The sequence below is a fragment of the Kribbella sancticallisti genome, from assembly GCF_039530625.1.
GTDB lineage: Bacteria > Actinomycetota > Actinomycetes > Propionibacteriales > Kribbellaceae > Kribbella > Kribbella sancticallisti.
The window spans coordinates 1-15,963 of record NZ_BAAAOS010000040.1; the positions used below are offsets into that span (position 1 = coordinate 1).

The 15,963-nt window shown below is 67.3% G+C and carries 16 protein-coding genes; 8 read left to right on the forward strand and 8 right to left on the reverse strand.

Going from position 1 to position 15,963, the window contains the following annotated elements; translation table 11 throughout:
* Positions 1-31: 31 nt before the first annotated feature.
* The gene (locus ABD255_RS27065; RefSeq protein WP_344218800.1) at positions 32-466 is read right to left on the reverse strand and encodes a DUF7878 domain-containing protein; all 435 of its coding nucleotides are present in this window, start codon (positions 464-466) and stop codon (positions 32-34) included.
* A 5-nt stretch (positions 467-471) separates the two neighbouring features.
* Complete coding sequence (locus ABD255_RS27070) at positions 472-1,419, reverse strand: RHS repeat-associated core domain-containing protein (RefSeq protein WP_344218830.1); 948 nt, start codon at positions 1,417-1,419, stop codon at positions 472-474.
* A 38-nt stretch (positions 1,420-1,457) separates the two neighbouring features.
* Between ABD255_RS27070 and ABD255_RS27075 the strand changes: the two genes are divergently transcribed.
* Entirely contained in the window at positions 1,458-2,375 is a 918-nt protein-coding gene (locus tag ABD255_RS27075) for a hypothetical protein (RefSeq protein ID WP_344218802.1), read from the forward strand.
* 91 nt (positions 2,376-2,466) lie between these two features.
* Here ABD255_RS27075 and ABD255_RS27080 read toward each other — a convergent pair whose 3' ends face one another.
* Positions 2,467-2,793 (reverse strand): hypothetical protein, encoded by a 327-nt coding sequence (locus tag ABD255_RS27080; RefSeq protein ID WP_344218804.1) that lies wholly within the window; start codon positions 2,791-2,793, stop codon positions 2,467-2,469.
* A 122-nt stretch (positions 2,794-2,915) separates the two neighbouring features.
* Positions 2,916-4,037, reverse strand: coding sequence for a serine hydrolase domain-containing protein (locus tag ABD255_RS27085; protein ID WP_344218806.1), 1,122 nt, complete (start codon positions 4,035-4,037; stop codon positions 2,916-2,918).
* Between the two features lie 330 nt (positions 4,038-4,367).
* Here ABD255_RS27085 and ABD255_RS27090 point away from each other — a divergent pair, with 330 nt between their 5' ends.
* Both ABD255_RS27090 and ABD255_RS27095 read left to right on the forward strand, forming a co-directional pair.
* A complete protein-coding gene (locus ABD255_RS27090) occupies positions 4,368-6,020 on the forward strand; it encodes a substrate-binding domain-containing protein (RefSeq protein WP_344218808.1) in 1,653 nt (550 codons plus the stop codon).
* A gap of 48 nt (positions 6,021-6,068) precedes the next feature.
* A complete protein-coding gene (locus ABD255_RS27095; protein WP_344218810.1) occupies positions 6,069-6,551 on the forward strand; it encodes a GNAT family N-acetyltransferase in 483 nt (160 codons plus the stop codon).
* Between the two features lie 24 nt (positions 6,552-6,575).
* Here the strand turns inward: ABD255_RS27095 and ABD255_RS27100 are convergent, their stop codons facing one another.
* Positions 6,576-7,424: a carbon-nitrogen hydrolase family protein gene (locus ABD255_RS27100; protein ID WP_344218812.1), complete on the reverse strand. Its 849-nt coding sequence runs from the start codon at positions 7,422-7,424 to the stop codon at positions 6,576-6,578.
* A gap of 404 nt (positions 7,425-7,828) precedes the next feature.
* On the opposite strand from ABD255_RS27100, the gene cpt reads away from it, so the two are divergent.
* Positions 7,829-8,344, forward strand: a complete 516-nt coding sequence (cpt, locus tag ABD255_RS27105; RefSeq protein ID WP_344218814.1) for a chloramphenicol phosphotransferase CPT — start codon at positions 7,829-7,831, stop codon at positions 8,342-8,344.
* A gap of 29 nt (positions 8,345-8,373) precedes the next feature.
* Here cpt and ABD255_RS27110 read toward each other — a convergent pair whose 3' ends face one another.
* Together ABD255_RS27110 and ABD255_RS27115 are read right to left on the reverse strand one after the other, a co-directional pair.
* The gene (locus ABD255_RS27110) at positions 8,374-9,765 is read right to left on the reverse strand and encodes a sensor histidine kinase (protein WP_344218816.1); all 1,392 of its coding nucleotides are present in this window, start codon (positions 9,763-9,765) and stop codon (positions 8,374-8,376) included.
* 1 nt (position 9,766) lies between these two features.
* The gene (locus ABD255_RS27115) at positions 9,767-11,419 is read right to left on the reverse strand and encodes an NAD(P)/FAD-dependent oxidoreductase (RefSeq protein WP_344218818.1); all 1,653 of its coding nucleotides are present in this window, start codon (positions 11,417-11,419) and stop codon (positions 9,767-9,769) included.
* Between the two features lie 56 nt (positions 11,420-11,475).
* Here ABD255_RS27115 and ABD255_RS27120 point away from each other — a divergent pair, with 56 nt between their 5' ends.
* The gene (locus ABD255_RS27120; RefSeq protein WP_344218820.1) at positions 11,476-12,348 is read left to right on the forward strand and encodes a TolB family protein; all 873 of its coding nucleotides are present in this window, start codon (positions 11,476-11,478) and stop codon (positions 12,346-12,348) included.
* 42 nt (positions 12,349-12,390) lie between these two features.
* Positions 12,391-12,975, forward strand: coding sequence for a class I SAM-dependent methyltransferase (locus ABD255_RS27125; protein ID WP_344218822.1), 585 nt, complete (start codon positions 12,391-12,393; stop codon positions 12,973-12,975).
* Positions 12,976-13,095: 120 nt separating this feature from the next.
* Here the strand turns inward: ABD255_RS27125 and ABD255_RS27130 are convergent, their stop codons facing one another.
* Positions 13,096-14,523 carry an MFS transporter gene (locus tag ABD255_RS27130; protein WP_344218824.1) on the reverse strand — a complete coding sequence of 476 codons (1,428 nt, stop codon included), beginning with the start codon at positions 14,521-14,523 and terminating at the stop codon, positions 13,096-13,098.
* An 87-nt stretch (positions 14,524-14,610) separates the two neighbouring features.
* On the opposite strand from ABD255_RS27130, the gene ABD255_RS27135 reads away from it, so the two are divergent.
* Both ABD255_RS27135 and ABD255_RS27140 read left to right on the forward strand, forming a co-directional pair.
* A complete protein-coding gene (locus ABD255_RS27135) occupies positions 14,611-15,291 on the forward strand; it encodes a TetR/AcrR family transcriptional regulator (RefSeq protein ID WP_344218826.1) in 681 nt (226 codons plus the stop codon).
* Positions 15,288-15,863: a GNAT family N-acetyltransferase gene (locus ABD255_RS27140; protein ID WP_344218828.1), complete on the forward strand. Its 576-nt coding sequence runs from the start codon at positions 15,288-15,290 to the stop codon at positions 15,861-15,863. The genes ABD255_RS27135 and ABD255_RS27140 overlap by 4 nt, the downstream gene beginning before the upstream one ends.
* Positions 15,864-15,963: the final 100 nt, after the last annotated feature.

The following is a 15,963-nucleotide window of genomic DNA, read 5'->3' on the forward strand; positions in this document are numbered from 1 at the left end:
CGACAACCGACGCCCACTGGCGCTGCTCACGTCATGAAGCGCGACTTTGCCGAGGCCCTGAGTCCCGAAACACCCGGTCAGGATCGATGCTCAGCCTCGCCAGGTCCTTCCGAATCTTGGCTTCGAACGCTGCGACGCACTCCTGTACGTCCCGCCATTCGATCACTGAACTGGTGACCTTAGGGGCGAACATCGAGCCGAAGACCCAGCCCGATTCCCGACGGACGATCGTCACTGCACCAGGTTCCTCGAAGGAGAGCGATTCGAAGACAAAGTCGTGAGTTTCCCCGCGCACCGCCCAGATGTGAAGGCTCCTCGCCAACTCGACGACGGGGAAGTAGGGCTCCTCATACACCGTCAAGTCATCGTCGAGAATTGCGAAGTCGGCCTCGATCGAGATGAGGTAGTCAGCGACAGTCGATCCTCGCAGGTCGTCCGCATTGAGGTTGGTGTAGGTCAGGAGCATCTCGATCACCTCGCATTGAATGGGAATGCGTTGATCACACGCCCGTCGTCGGTGACGATCGCGCGGATCCCAGTTTGTCCCTTGGTCCCAATTGCTCGACCCATGTCGACCTCAACCTTGAAGGTACCTTCCAAGCCGTTGGGCTTGAAAATTGCGCCGTCGGACCGCAGCCCTTCAGCAACCCACCCTTGAACCTCGCCGATGTCGGTGGAGTCGAACTTCCCGTACCGGCCGCCGAAGCCCGCCAGATGCTTGTCCTTGATAAAGATCGTGCCCGGATTCTCCGAAGCGCGAAACGCCGAGCGCGATGCCTCCGCGAGGCGCGATCCCGTGGTTACAGCAGTGAGCTTGCCGAGTTTCCCGATCTTGAGGGGCGTCACCGACATAGCGGTCCAGGCGCATGCGGTTTTCTCGAAGTCCGCGATGCATGTCTCGGCGTCCTTGATGCCGCTGAGGTCGGCGAGCAGTTCGAGGCCTTCGTCCAAGCCGGTCCTGGCGAACTCTTCGGCGCCGAGCTTGAACCCAGCGATAGCTGGGGTGATGCCCAGTTGCGAGGTCCGGATGGCCTGCTGCTGTGGACTCGCTTCTGCCGGCAGGCCCATCGATTCATTGATCTCTTGACCAACGTTGTTCGGAACCGGAGTCGGGCTACTGGTCGCGGCCGGCTGCGGTTGGACTGGGCCGGTGTAGCCGGCGTTCTCGTCGCAGCCGCCGTCTTCGCCCATGGCGCAGTGGCCGTCGAGTTCGATGCCGGTGATGGGGTTGCCGCCGGCGAAGGCGTAGCGGTTGCTGTTCCACGGGTCTGAGCCCAGGGCCATGTCTTTCAGGGCGCCGTCGTACATGTCGCGGGACAGGAAGCGGTTGAGGCTGGGGTTGTATTCGCGGAAGCCCATGTCGTAGGTGCCGGTGGCGCCGTTGATGCGTTTGCTGTTGAAGCGGTAGGGGTTGACGATGTCGGCGACAAAGTTGCTTGCCCTGGAGGGACTACTTGATGAAGTTGCAGCGCCTTGCGCTTGTCGTGGCCGGTGTCGGCTTGTTCGCCGCCAGCGCCGCGTCCGGACCGGCCCTCGCCGCCGGCCAGCCGGGCCACTCGGCCGTCGGCTCGTTCGGCCCCTGCTTCAACTCGGTCGTTTGGCCGACCGCCGCGAACACTGCGGCAGGGGTCGACATCACCGCCCACAAGCCGCCGCGGGCGACGCCGTACGAGCTCTTCAACTTCTTTCCCACCCGCTACTCGGCGACCTGGTACACGGCGTGGAACGCCTCGGGCAGCCAGTACTACGTCTACGGCCTGTTCCTGCTGGGCGGAAACCTGTACCGGCACACGACCGTCCTGCCCGAAAGCTTCGCGCCGCGGCCGACCGTGGCCAAGATCGGTTCCGGCTGGACCAGCTTCAAGGCCATCGCCACCTCCAACTACAGCATCGCGCCGCCCCGGCACGCGTACCTGTACGGCCTGAACACCAACGGGAGCTTGTACCGCTACGCGCAGAACGGTGCCGGCTACAGGGCGCTCGGCTCGTTCGCCGGGTTCCGGGGCTTCAAGGCGATGACCGTGATCAGCGAGACGGCGACGTACGACACGCTGCTGATGACCACGAACGCAGGTGCGCTCTACACCATCCGGATCCCGGTCACCGCGACGGCCAAGCCGGTCGTCAAACTGATCCGCAAGTCCGGCTGGTCGGCCTTCGAATCCCTGGCTGTCGATGGTTGCGGCACCCGCGGCGGCTCGCTCGTGGTCGGGGTCGATCACGACACCGATTCCGGGTACCAGTACGCCTTCAGCAAGGCGAACGGGACGGCGACGGCGACGGCGATCACCTCCTACGGCAAGGTGCCGGCGGTCTTCAATGGGATCAACCACGTGTCCTACACCTCGTACTACGACCAACTGGTCGGCGAGTAACCTCCAAGTTCTCAGCCACCCGCTGAAGCACTGAACCCAACCGCATACGGGTTTGCATGCGTCTTGTTGGGGAGCTTGTTGCGGCTCGGGGTTAGTCGAGGGGTGGGCGGTCGAGGATTTCGACGAAGGCGATTCGGCCGTCGACGACGTCGAGGATCAGGTAGCCGTCCCATCCTGGGCCTGGGTCGTCAGCCTCGGGGTACCAGTTGCGGTGTTTGTCTGGCGGGTACGACCCGTCGGGTGGCGGTTGGGTGTAGAAGCTCTGGCAGAAGTCGTCGCCGCAGGCGCACATCTTCAAGGCGCGCAGGTCGTCTACCTGGGTCGCCAACTCGGCTTCGCCGGCGCGGATTAGTGCGGCTCGGAGTTGGCCGGCGAGTGTTGGCCATTGCTCGATGAGCTTGGGCGCCTTTGGATCCACAGCTTGAGGCTATGGCCTGATCGTGTTCGTGCGCCGGTGGTGAAGACATGTCGCCGACTGACCGAGGCCGTCCGTAGTTGATGTCCCCGGGCCCTTCCCCCCATCTTCAGGTCTAGGGTCGGTCAGGGGCAGAAGGCTTTGTCGAGGAGCTTGTCTACGGTTTTGTCGGGGTTGGTGCGGAAGTCGGGGGTCAGGGCGATGGCGGCCTGGTGGTGGCCGTCTTCTGTGGTGAAGGCGTAGGACTGGTAGGAGACGGCGTCGCCGTCGTTGCCGTAGATGCGGGGGCCGCAGGTGGTGTCTCGCCAGGCGAGGCCTAGGCCGTAGGTGCCATTCTTGGTGCCTGGGGTCTTCATTTCGTCGAGCAGGTGGGGCGGTAGGAGGTCGCCAGTAAGTAGGGCCTTGAAGAAGCGGTTCAGGTCTTTGGTGGTGGAGATCAGCTCGCCGCCCGCGCCGAACAGCGACGGGTTCATCGCGGTGAAGTCGACGAGCTGGGGAGCCTCGTTGTCGTTGTACCTGATCGGCACGTAACCGTTGAGGTGCGGGCCGCGGATCTTGCGATCCGTGCCGGGCATCGAGGTGCCGTGCAGGTGCAGCGGGCGGATCACGCGGCGCTCGATCTCCTCGCCGTACGAGTGGCGGGTCGCCTTCTCGACGATCTGGCCGAGAAGCAGGTAGTTGGTGTTCGAGTACGCGAAGGCCGAACCCGGCGGTTGGAAGGTCGGCGGGGTGGCTACCGCGCGCTGAATCAGCTCGGCCGCGGTCCAGGTACGCCAGCGGTTCTCCAGGAACCCCGGCTCCGGCGGCAGGATCAGGGTCGGGCGGTAGTCGGGCACCCCGCTGGTGTGGTTGAGCAGGTGGCGCACGGTGATGCGGTGGCCGTTGGGGACGACTCCGGGGAGCCACGCCCCTACCGTGTCGTCCAGCCGCAGCCGGTCCTCGTCGGCGAGCTGCAAGACAACAGTGGCAAGGAACGTCTTCGTGATGCTGCCCGCGCGGAACCGGTTGTTGACCGCGACCGGTCGCGTCGTACCTCGTTCCGCAACACCGCTGGTACTGCGCCACACGCCCTGCTCGTCACGCACCTCCGCGAGGGCTCCGACCGCGCTGACGGCCACCACCTCGTCCAGCCCACTCTGCAGCTCGGCACGATCCGGTTTCGCCGGTACTGCGATGGCAGCAGCCGGCGTCGCGATCACCGCCAGCACTGTCGTCGCAGTCAATAGCGCTCGAAGCCCTCGCTTCATCCCGACCTCCCGTAGCCGTTCGTGAACAGCCAGCCTCGCCGGGCAGACGCGGCGGACACATCCGTGAACGCCCTTGGTTCTCCCCCAGGCGCGCCTCGGGGATCCGACGGACGGGCCAGGGACGATGCCTAGGGCAACCAGTTCAAACACCCGTTGGCCGAGGCCGCTTCTCGTACCCCGAGTAGCGGTCGAACAGCGGGCGGTAGTAGTCGGCGTACGCCCTTATCGGCCGGTGTTTTTCGCTGGCATGCCGGCGCGGATACGGGGCACTTGTGGAGCCGAGGCCGCCGAGGGACGGTCGACGGGGCGGACCCTTTGGGGGGAATCTGCATGGCCAAGCATCGGGCGGTTCATGCTGCTGCCAGCCGGTGGCTGCCTGGCGCCGCCGTGGCTGTGGTGGCCGCGGTGATCGCGACCGTGCTGCTGCGCCCGGATGGTCAGGATCCTCCGCGCGGTGCGGGAAGTCCGCGTCCGACCGCGAGCGTGACGTCGCCGGCCGCGCCGTGTGCGGTAGTGCGCGTGGTTGCTGCTTCCTCCTTCCAGCCGATGCTCGAGAGCGTCGCTTCACAGGTGGGGCAGGGGCCGGACTGTGTGCAGCTCAAGACGATGTACGCCGACGGTCGGGCCGCGGCAGCCGCACTGGCGATCTACAAGGCCAATGTGTGGATCCCCGACGACTCGACCTGGTCGTCTTCCGTCGCCGACGTCAAGCTGGCGACGGACGCGGCCGGAGCGGGCGCCGTACTGGCGACCAGCCCTTTGTACATGGTCAGCGACGCGGCGACCGGAGCGCGGCTGCGAACGGCAGGCGGATCGTGGGCGGCGCTGGCGAAACTCGTGGACCAGCGGGTACTCCGGCTCGTGGTACGCGATCCGGCCGGATCGGGCGACGGCCTCATCGGTACTGGTGCGGCGGCGGAAGCCGTCTGGAAAGGACAGGGCATGGACGCGTCCGCCTTGTGGCTTTCCAGGGCCCGAGGCCGTACTCGGACCGCGGTGACTGCCCGCGAGACACTGCAGCTCAAAGCCGGCGAGGTCGGCCTCGTACCGGAGTACGCCTTGGCTGCGGCACCGACGGCTGGGCTGAGCGTTCTACCGGGCACCGACTTCGCTGCCACGCTCCGCTACACCTGGTTGCCCATTGCGGCAGGTGCCGCAGACGCCAAGCGCCTAGCCGGCCTCAAGCGGCTGCAGGCGGCGCTCAGCGGACCCGGCGCTGCCGAGGCTCGTGCCGGCGCTCGTCTACGCGATGCAAAAGGCGCCGCGGTGACTGACGGTGGAGCCGCACTGTTGTCGACGAAACTCGCCAAGCCTCTGCCGGTGCTTGACGGCCATCACGTCGATCACCTGTTCGCGACGTGGTACCCGGGCGATCGGCGTACCGATGCGCTTATCGTGGTCGACGTATCCGGTTCGATGGGCGAACCCGCGCCCGGCTCGACCACGCCGCTGATCGTGCTCGTCCGCGAAGGCGTTCGATCGTTGGGCGGCCTGCTGCCCAACGACGCGCGGCTGGGCCTGTGGGAGTTCGGTGCGCGGATCGAGGGCAGGAGGGACTATCGCCAACTGCTCCGGGAGGCTGTGTTGGACGCCGGTCAGCGGAGAGCGCTGGCTAGAGCGTTGGCCACGCTGAGCGCCCGGCGGACGGGAACTGGCCTGCATGACACGATCCTCGCCGCCTACACGAGTGCTCGCGACAGCTTCCGGCCCGGAGTACCCAATCAGGTGATGGTGTTCACGGATGGTCTCAACCAGGACGATCCGGGCGGGCTCACCGCGGCCCAGCTCGCCGTGAGGCTGCGGGCGGTGCGGGATCCGAAGCGTCCGGTGCAGCTGAGCGTGGTGGCCTTCGGCGATCGTCAGGCGGCCGAGGTGATTGGCGCTGCCGTCAAGCCGGTTGACGGGTACGTCGATCTGCTGACCACTCCGGATGAGGTTGGCGCGGTGTTCATCCACGTGGCAGCCGGCGGGCTGCATCACTGAGACAGAGGCTGGCGTAACAACGCGAGGCTCGGCTGAGAGACTTCGGTGGTGGAGACTGAGGTGATGCGCGGCACGACGCAGCGCGACGCGGGGTGGGTACTGCGGGCTGCGGTGGGCGCGGATGTCGAGGTGATCGCGGAACTGCGGGCTGCGGTTTTGCGAGCGGATTTGGAGCGGCTCGGGCGGTACGACGAGCAGCGGGTGCGGCAGCGGCTGCGGGACTCTTTCTCTCCGCAGCACACGTCGATTGTCACGATCGACGACGAGATGGCCGGGTGTGTGACGGTCAGACCAGCCGACGACAGGTGGTTGCTGGAGCACTTCTATCTTGCTCCGCGGCATCAGGGGCAAGGGCTTGGGTCGGCCGTCTTGCGGGCGGTGTTGGAGCGCGCCGATGCGCAGGGGATGACCGTTCGGTTGAACGTTTTGCAGGGCAGCGGTGCTCGTCGGCTTTACGAGCGGCATGGGTTCGTCGTGGAAGCTGAAGATCCGATTGACGTCTTCATGGTGCGACCCCGTTCCGGGTGCTGACCGCACCCGGAACGAGGCGCCGGCTCAGGAGCCGATGCGGGTGCGGGTCTGGCGGCGCCAGTTGCGGGCCAGAGGACTGATGGTGTCCTCACGGTTCAGGTCCGCGATGACGACGGCCGGCTTGCCGTCCGGTGGGCATTCGGCGGCCCAGGCTCCGCGCGGGCCGATCACGCCGGCGTGGGTGCTCGAAGGATTGGCCGACACGGCGAGGCTGACCCAGTAGCCGTTTGCCGCGGCGTACCCGCGGACCTCGGTGGCCACCGTGTCCTTCCCCGGATCACCGCCCGTCTCGTACGACGTCAGTACCGCGTCGACGTCGAGCCGTTCGTACTCCGTGAACAACTCCGGGAAGTGCGCGTCCATCCCCAGTGCGAGGCCGAAGCGGTACCCGTCGAGCTCGAACGTCACCGGCTCCGTGCCCGGCGTGTACATGTAGTTGATCTTCGTGTACGACAGCGTGCGTTCGTCGTACCGCGCGACCACCTTGCCCTGGTCCGACACGACGTACAGGCTGTTGTGCGGACGCGTCGGAGCGGGTAACCGGTGGATCGACGGGACCACCGTCCAGATCCCGAGCTCGCCCGACAGTCTGGCGATCTCGTCCAGCTCGGATTGGAGCACCGACCACTGCGCCTTGCTCCAGTCGGATGGTCCGATCTCGTCCGGGCCGAGCTCGGACATCACGATCTTGCTCGGGAAGCAGAGCGCGCCCTCGGTGAAATGCACCAGGCGGGCTCCCCCGTCGGCCGCGTCCTTCATGAACCGGCGGATCTCCGCCGCGCTCGCGCGCAGCCCGTCGGCGTCGGTGGGGTCCTCGCGAACCGTCGACTGGGCGACGGCGATCCGCAGGGCGGTCTGAGTGTTTTCCGGCATGTCTTCTCCTGTCGGAGTCGGACGGAAGTGCCGGAGGGCAGCCGTGTAGGACTCGCCCGTCTTGGCGGCGCGGGCTCGAACCCGCTGCTTGAAGTTCCTGTGCGCTGTCATCTGGCCTTCCACGCACTCGTACGCGATCCCCCAGCGATCCCGTCCGAGGCAGTTGACCAGGACGAGCGACCCGAGACACAAGGTCCCTTTGCCTTCTCAGCGAGACCAGGCTGGGGCCGGTCGACGAAGGTGGGGCGCGGGTCGCGCCAGGCCCTCATCCTTCCCGAAACCTGGCCGGGTCGTCAATCACCCCGTACGGCGGCCCGTGTCTGCCCGTCCGAGAAAAGATGTCAAGGGCAATCAAATCGGAGAGCGGCACCGGCGCCGGTTACCGTGGGGCAATGGCGGCGCGGATGATTATTCTCAATGGTGGGTCCAGCTCGGGGAAGTCGGGCATCGTTCGGTGTCTGCAGGCTGTGCTGAAGGAGCCTTGGCTGGCGTTCGGGGTGGACGGCTTCGTCGACGCGATGCCGGCCGCGATGGACGAGGGGATCGAGTTCGGACCGAGCGGCGAGGTCGTGGTCGGGCCGGCCTTCAGGAAGTTGGAAGCGGCGTGGATGAGTGGGATCGTGGCGATGTGCCGGGCCGGGGCCAACGTCATCATCGATGACGTGTTCCTTGGCGGGTCGGTCTCGCAAAGCAGGTGGGCCAAGGCTGTCGGGGATCTCGAGGTCGTGTGGGTCGGCGTCCGGTGTGACGCCGAGGTCGCCGCCGGGCGGGAGATCGCTCGCGGCGATCGGGTCGGCGGGATGGCCGCGTCTCAGGCCGTCATCGTGCACGAAGGCGTGAAGTACGACGTCGAGGTGGACACCACGCGGACCGAGTCCATCGACTGCGCCCGGGCGATCGCGAAGTACGTCTCAGGCTAGGCAGAACTCATGCGACTCCGGGTCGGCGGTCAGCGGCCTGATTCCTGGCGGATGGGGATCTGAACGCGGAGAGTGGTCTGGCCGGGAGTCGAGTTGATCGTGATGGTGCCGGAGTGGCGTTCGACGATGATCCGTTGGGCGATGTCGAGGCCTAGGCCGGTGCCCTTGCCGACGTCTTTGGTCGTGTAGAAGGCCTCGAAGGCGCGGGCCGCCACCTCGGGAGCCATGCCCTCGCCGGTGTCGGTGATCTCGACGATGACGTCCGTGCCCTTGGCCCGGGTGGTGATCTGGAGCGTACCGGCGCCGTGCATCGCGTCGACGGCGTTGTCGATGAGGTTGGTCCAGACCTGGTTGAGCTCACCGGTGTACGCCTCGATCCGGGGCAGGTCGGTGTAGTCGCGCACCACCTCGATGCCGTCGCGGAGTTTGTGGCCGAGCATGATCAACGTGTTCTCCAGGCCCTCGGTCACGTCGGTCGGTTGCAGCGACGCGCGGTCCATCTGCGAGTACGACCGGACGGCGGCGACCAGTTCGGAGATGCGCCGGGTCGACACCTTCACCTCGGACAGCAAGGTGGTCGCGGCGAACGTGCTCGCCACCCAGTCCAGGCCCGGCTCGAGATTGTCCTCATCCAGTACTGCGGCCGCCCGCTCGCACCAGGCGACGTCGACTCCGGCCGCGGCCAGCGGTTGGGCGATCACCCAGTCGCGCTCGATCCCGTGCCGCCCCAGCCAGGTGGCCATGGCGTTCTCCTGATCGGCGATGTCGAGGGGATCCAGACCCACTGCCGCAGGCTTGATCTCTCGGCGCAGCTTGTCGAGCGCGGTCAATTGCGGCGCCGAGATCTCCCCCTGCGCCAGTCGGTCGAGCGACGAGATCAGCGTCTGGCAGACGGACTCGAGCGCGTCGGCAGCACGCGTCGCCGCGGCTGCCGGGTTGTTGATCTCGTGCGCGAGACCCGCCGCCAGGGTCCCGAGAGTGACCAGGGACTGCCGCTGCCGCGCGGTCGCCTCGATGGACCGCGCCGTCCCGTAGACGCCGTTGATCAGGTGACCACCCAAGGGGAACCAGGAGTCGGTGAGCGTACGCAGTACGTCCGCCGGCACCCGTAGTACGCGGCCGTCGGTCACGCCCCGGCCCGAGGCGAGGTAGATGCCCCGCTCGTCCCAGGCCCTGAAGCCACCGGCCCAGCGACCTGGCACGTCCATCCTGCCGACGACCGTGTCCTCCCGGCCGACATGCCGCGAGAGGTCGATGGCGCCGTCCACCAGCACCCACCAGTAGTCCGCGTGCTCGCCCTCGGTGAACAGCCTGACCCCAGGCTCGATCCGTACTTCGGTGCCGCCCTCGAGCAGTTCCCCGAGTTGAGCGTCGCTCAGCCCGGCGAAGAGGCCGAGTCCACGGAGATCGTCGACTCGCATGTCACACCGTCGCCAGGTAGCGGTGCACCAGGTACACCGACATCGCGCCCTCGCCGACCGCGGAGGCGACCCGCTTCATCGAGTCGAGCCGTACGTCGCCGGCCGCGAACACGCCGGGCACGCTCGACTCGAGCGCGAAAGGGGCCCGGGGCAACCGCCAGCCGGTGTCCCGGGTAAGCAGATCCTGGCCGGTGACCACGAACCCGTGGTCGTCCCGGACGACGTCGGGACCGAGCCACTCGGTCCGCGGCGACGCGCCGACGAAGACGAACAGCCAGCTGGTCGGCAGCTCGACCGAGCGACCGGAGTCCCGATTGGCCACGGTGATCGCCTCCAGGTGACCGTTGCCGCGGCACGCGACCACCTCGCTGCGGCAGCGCACCTCGATGTTCGGCGTCGACGCGATCTTGTCGATCAGGTACCGCGACATCGTGGCCTCGAGCGACGCACCCCGTACGACCAGCACGACCCGATTCGCGTACCGCGCGATGTTCAACGCGGCTTGGCCGGCCGAATTGGCGCCGCCGATGAGATAGACATCGTCCCCCTGGCACTGGCTCGCGTCACTCGCGCTCACGCCGTAGTACACGCCGCAGCCGGTGAGCTCCAGGAGCCCTGGCGCGTCCAGCCGGCGGTAGGAGACTCCGGTGGCGACGATGAGCGCTCGGGCCTCGATCTCGCCCGCACCCTCCAGCAGTACTGCGTGCACCGGTCCCCTGGTCTCGAAGCCGACGACCGACCGGGCGAGCACCATCTCCGCGCCGAACCGCGAGACCTGGGCCACCGCCCGCTGGGCGAGATCCGAGCCGGTCAGGCCCTTGGGGAAGCCGAGGTAGTTCTCGATCGCCGAACTCTGCCCGGCCTGACCTCCTGGCGCCTCACGCTCCACGATGACCGTGCTCAGCCCTTCGGACGCCGCGTACACGGCAGCCGCCAGGCCCGCGGGACCACCTCCGACGATGCAGACGTCGTACAGGGGTTGCTGGGCTCGGGTGCGAAGGCCGAGGGCGCCGGCGAGTTCGAGCGTCGAGGGCGAGCGGAGGGCGTCGCCTTCTGGGACCAGCACGAGCGGGAGATCCGTAGGTGCCGCTTGGGCCAGCTCAGTGAGTCGCTGGGCCTCGGCGTCACGCTCGATGTCGTACCAGCGGTACGGCACGTAGTTGCGGGCGAGGAACGTCTTGATCTCGTAGCTGCGGTCGGACCAGCGGTTCCCGATCACCCGTACGTCGGAGGTGTGGTCCGGGTTGGCCTGCCGCCAGTCGTCGAGCAGATCCTCGATGACGGGATAGAGCCGCTCCTCGGGCGGATCCCACGGCTTCAGTAGGTAGTAGTCGAGGCCGATGTCGTTGATCGCCTTGATCGCGACGTCGGTGTCGGCGTACGCGGTGAGTAGCAGGTACTTCGCACTGGGTGCGTGGGCCCGCGCCTGCTCGAGCATCTCGATACCGGTCATCTCCGGCATCCGCTGGTCGGCCGCGATCAGCGCGACCGGCTGGTTCCGCAGCGCGAGTTTCGCCAGTACCGCGAGCGCCTGCGCCCCCGAGGTCGCGCGCACGATGAGGTAGTCGTCCCCGAAGCGGTTGCGCAGGTCGCGAGAGATCGCGGCGGAGACCATGGGATCGTCGTCGACGGTCAGAATGGTCGGTTTGCTCATCTGGTTCCCCCCGGGCCAGGGTAACCATGGATCTGGACCTCGGCTAGGTTCCAGCCATGCCACGTACTCTTCGCCCGGGACAACGGGCTGACCTCTTCGTCGTCGAGGTGCGAACGGGAGAACGACGGCTCGTCCTCATCTCGCCGGAATTGTTGTTCGAGGCGCCTAACTGGAGTCCCGACGGTGACTGGCTGGTGGTGAACGGCGACGGGCGGTTGTTCCGGATTCCTCTTGCCGACGGCACCGAGCTCGAGGAGATCGATCTGGGCGGGGTGCCGGCGATCAACAACGATCACGTACTGAGTCCGGACGGAAGCACCGTGTACGTGTCCGCGGACGACGGCCACCTGTACGCCGTACCGGCCGCGGGTGGTTCGTCCCGGCGAGTGAGCAACGATCGCGGGGCCGGGTTCCACCACTACCTGCACGGCGTCTCGCCGGATGGGAGCACGCTCGCCTACATCGGGCTCGAGCACCGCGACGCGACCCGGATCGCGAACGTGTGGACGATCCCGGCCGCGGGTGGTGCGGATGTGCAGATCACCGACGACGAGCACGCGGACGACGGGTCGGAGTACGGGCCGGACGGGAAGTGGATCTACTTCAACTCCGAACGTGAGTCGACCGAGCCGGGGCACGCGCAGCTCTTCAGAACCTCGGGTGAGGTCGTCGAGCAGCTCACGTTCGACGAGCGCGTCAACTGGTTCCCGCACCCGTCCCCGAACGGCTCGATGATCGCCTACGTCAGCTTCCCACCCGGCACCCTCGGTCACCCCGCCGACGTCGACGACGTACGCCTCCGCCTCCTCACCTCGGACGACGAGCCCCGCGACCTGGTAACCCTTTTCGGCGGCCAAGGCACCATGAACGTCCCCAGCTGGTCCCCCAACAGCACCCACTTCGCCTACGTCGCCTATCCGACGCACTGACAATCGCCGGGCTGCAGCGTCGTCGGCGTGGTGAGATGAGGGATGGGTTTGTTTGGTGAGTCGGTGGTGATGAAGGGGTTCGGGCGGCCTGAAGGGGTGTTCGGGCGGCTGGGTGGGTGGTTGATGGCTCGGGGGAACGGGCCTACCGAGAAGCATGTGGTGAAGCTGGCTCGGCTGCAGGAGAAGGAGCATGTGGTGGTATTGGGGCCTGGGCCGGGGGTCGGGTTGACGGCGGCGGCGAAGTACGCCGGGATCGTGGTGGGGATAGATCCGTCGGACACGATGTTGCTGGCGGCCCGGCATCACTGCGGGGAACTGGTGGAGGCCGGGAAGGTTCAGCTGGTTCGGGGGGACGCGGCGGACACGCATCAGCCGGATCATTCGGCGAGCGTGGTGTTGTCGGTGAACAACGTGCAGCTCTGGGCGGACCGGCAGGCGGCGTACGCCGAGATCCTGCGGGTGCTGAAGCCGACCGGGCGGATCGTGATCTCCGTGCACAAGAAGTGGGCGCCGGAGGGGCTCGCGGCTGAGCTGGCAGCGGCCGGGTTCAAGGACGTGACCGAGACGGCCTGGGATCCGCCGACCAGACGGGCGGGCACGGCCGCGATCTTCACCGCGAATCGCTAGCCCAGCAGGATCGCCGCCCGCTCCGCCCAATTCCTTGCTCTGAGCAAGCATCTGACGCACGGCGCTGCCTTCGCGTCGGGTGATGGCGGACGCGAAGGCAGCGGAGATCATCCGGGCACCTCAGGCAGCGGCGGTGGCTTCCGCGATCTGCTCGGCGTCAGGCTGAAGTTGCGGGGAGGCCAAGGTCAGCAGCATGTTGGCGACGGCGAAACCGGACGCCACCAGGAGTCCCCGCTGGAACCCGTCCACCAGCGCCTGCTGCTGGGGAACGCCGGCCGCCAGGGCGTCCGTAGTACGGGTGATCGACAGGGTGGTGACGACTGCCAGGCCAAGCGCGCCACCCACCTGGTACATCGCGTTCACCACTCCTGACGCGGCGCCGGCCTCGTGGTGCTGCACCTCGGACACCGCGGTGATCTGACCGGGAACACCAACTCCCAGGATGCCGAAGCCGAAGATGATCAACCCGGGCAGCAACTCGGTCGCATAACTGCCGGTGGCGTCGGCCTGCGACAGCCACAGCAACCCGATGAAGCTCAAGACGGTTCCACCGAGTTGCACCGTACGAGTGCCGAGCGTCTGCACGAGTTGCGACGCCAGCACGGCGCCCACGATCGCCGCGCCACCCATCGGCAGGAAGTGCACGCCCGCCTCGAGCGCGGAGTCTCCGCGGACCTGCTGCAGGTAGATCGCGGTCAGGAAGAACATCGACAAGAACCCCGCGCCGTTCAGCGCCAGCGAGCCACTGGACACGCTCAAAGCCCGCGACCGGAACAACCGCAGCGGAACCAGCGGCGCCTTCGACCGCCTCTCCACCAGCACGAAGGCGATCAGCAGAGCCACCCCGGCCGTCAGAATCCCGACCACCTCACCCGAGCCCCACCCCTTCGGCTCGGACCGTACTACGCCGTACACGATCGCCAGCAGGCCCGAAGTACCGAGTACTGCGCCCGCCGTGTCGAAGGCGCGATCCCCCTGAGCGCCGTGCCGGGTGTCGCGGACGAAGACCGGGATCACCGCGACCAGCGCGATCGCGATCGGCACGTTGACGAAGAACACCCACTGCCAACTCAGCGAGTCGACCAGGAGACCGCCGGCCACGACACCGAGCGTTCCGCCCAAGCCGGCCAGTCCGCCCCACACGCCCATCGCGATGTTCCGCTCGCGACCGTGCGCGAAGGTGACCGTCAGGATCGCCAGCGCCGCGGGCGACAGCAACGCACCACCAAGCCCCTGTACTGCGCGCGCCCCGATCAGGAACTCCGGCGAGTTCGCGAATCCGGCCACCAGCGAGGTGACCCCGAACAGCAGCAGGCCGGCCACGAACACCCGGCGCGGCCCGAGCAGATCCGCCATCCGGCCGCCGAGCAGCAGGAGACCGCCGAAGAGCAGCGTGTACGCGTTGATCACCCAGGGCAGGGAGTCGGCGGAGAAGTTCAGGTCCGCCTGGATGTCGGGCAGTGCGACGTTCACGATCGTCACGTCGAGCACCACGATGAACTGCGCTAGGGCCAGCACCGCCAGGGTCGCCCAGGGACTGCGTCGCATGCCTACCTCACAGGAGATGTCTACGTTGTATGTATACGCTGTATGCGTACCTAGTAGACCGTAGGTCTACGTTGTAAACTTGTCAACGTGGCGACGATCAGCAAGGAGACCGCGAAGCGGCTCGACCCGGACAAGCTCGCGGCGAGTGCGCTGGAGATCGCCGACTCCGAAGGGCTGGAGGCCGTCACCATCCGCAAGCTGGCCCAGCTGCACGACGTGACGCCGATGGCGCTCTACCGGCACTTCCAGGACAAGAACGACCTGCTCGCGGCGATCGGCGACAGGATGCTCGGCGACATCGCCCTGCCCGCGCCGAACGACGACCCCTGGGACGTCCAGCTCCGCGCCGTTCTCACCGCCTTCGTGGCCGCCCTCCGGCCGCATCCGAAGGCGGCCGGGCTGGCCTTGTTCCGGATCCTCGTCTCCGAGTCCGGCCTGGCGATGGCCGAGCGGACGATGGAACTGCTGACCGCGGGCGGCTTCTCCACCGACGACGCGGCCGAGGTCGGCCGGCAGTCGCTGTGCTCGCTGATCACGCTGGTGACGACCGAGCCGGGCGCGGGCGAGGACACCGACCCAGTGGCCCGCGAGGACTCCCTGCGCTTCAAGCGAGCCTCGCTCGCGGCCCTGTCCCCGCACCGCTACCCGCTGATCACCTCGGCGGCGGACGTCTTGATCTGCCCGACCTCCACCGACCGGTACTACGAGCTGGGCATCGACCTCGTCGTCGCCGGGATCCGGGGCGTCCTGGTAGACAGGAAGGCATGAAGCGGATCACGCTGACCTACCTCGAGCAGACCAGCGCGGACGACCTGAGGCCGGCGAAAGAGCCGAAGGACGCGGTCGACGTACGGCAGGTCGAGGAGGTCTCCCCGGAGTTCAACCGGTTCCTCTACTCGGCGGTCGGCGGCAACTGGTACTGGACCGAGAAACTCAGCTGGGACTGGGATCGCTGGATCCAATGGCTCACCAGGCCACAGATGGAGACCTGGGTGCCGTACGTCGGCGGCGTACCGGCCGGCTACCTGGCGATCCGGGCGGTGGGCACCGAGGTCGAGGTCGAGAACTTCGGGCTGCTGCCGAGTTTCATGGGCCGTGGGATCGGCGGGCATCTGCTGACCGTCGGGTTGCAGGCGGCCTGGCGGATGCCCGAGCGGCATCCGGAGCTCGCACCGATCACCCGGGTCTGGTTGCACACGAACACCATGGACGGTCCCGCCGCCCTGGCCAACTACCAGGCCCGCGGCCTGCGCCCGTACAGGACAGAGGAAGTAGAGCGCACGGACATCGCGGGCCCACCGCCCGGTCCGTGGCCGGGCGCGAACCGGCCGCCGCTCTGACAGTTCGCCAGGTGCCGAACCGTCCCGGGTTTAGCGTGAACTCAGTGTCAGGGTGACGTTGCCGCTCGCGCGGTGGTTGGATCCTGAGCACCTGGAGCCT

Coding starts and splice junctions, on each gene's coding strand:
- ABD255_RS27065 (WP_344218800.1), bottom strand. CDS start 466: ATGCTCCTGACCTACACCAACCTCAATGCGGACGACCTGCGAGGATCG.
- ABD255_RS27075 (WP_344218802.1), top strand. CDS start 1,458: ATGAAGTTGCAGCGCCTTGCGCTTGTCGTGGCCGGTGTCGGCTTGTTC.
- ABD255_RS27085 (WP_344218806.1), bottom strand. CDS start 4,037: ATGAAGCGAGGGCTTCGAGCGCTATTGACTGCGACGACAGTGCTGGCG.
- ABD255_RS27090 (WP_344218808.1), top strand. CDS start 4,368: ATGGCCAAGCATCGGGCGGTTCATGCTGCTGCCAGCCGGTGGCTGCCT.
- ABD255_RS27100 (WP_344218812.1), bottom strand. CDS start 7,424: ATGCCGGAAAACACTCAGACCGCCCTGCGGATCGCCGTCGCCCAGTCG.
- cpt (WP_344218814.1), top strand. CDS start 7,829: ATGATTATTCTCAATGGTGGGTCCAGCTCGGGGAAGTCGGGCATCGTT.
- ABD255_RS27110 (WP_344218816.1), bottom strand. CDS start 9,765: ATGCGAGTCGACGATCTCCGTGGACTCGGCCTCTTCGCCGGGCTGAGC.
- ABD255_RS27115 (WP_344218818.1), bottom strand. CDS start 11,419: ATGAGCAAACCGACCATTCTGACCGTCGACGACGATCCCATGGTCTCC.
- ABD255_RS27120 (WP_344218820.1), top strand. CDS start 11,476: ATGCCACGTACTCTTCGCCCGGGACAACGGGCTGACCTCTTCGTCGTC.
- ABD255_RS27125 (WP_344218822.1), top strand. CDS start 12,391: ATGGGTTTGTTTGGTGAGTCGGTGGTGATGAAGGGGTTCGGGCGGCCT.
- ABD255_RS27130 (WP_344218824.1), bottom strand. CDS start 14,523: ATGCGACGCAGTCCCTGGGCGACCCTGGCGGTGCTGGCCCTAGCGCAG.
- ABD255_RS27140 (WP_344218828.1), top strand. CDS start 15,288: ATGAAGCGGATCACGCTGACCTACCTCGAGCAGACCAGCGCGGACGAC.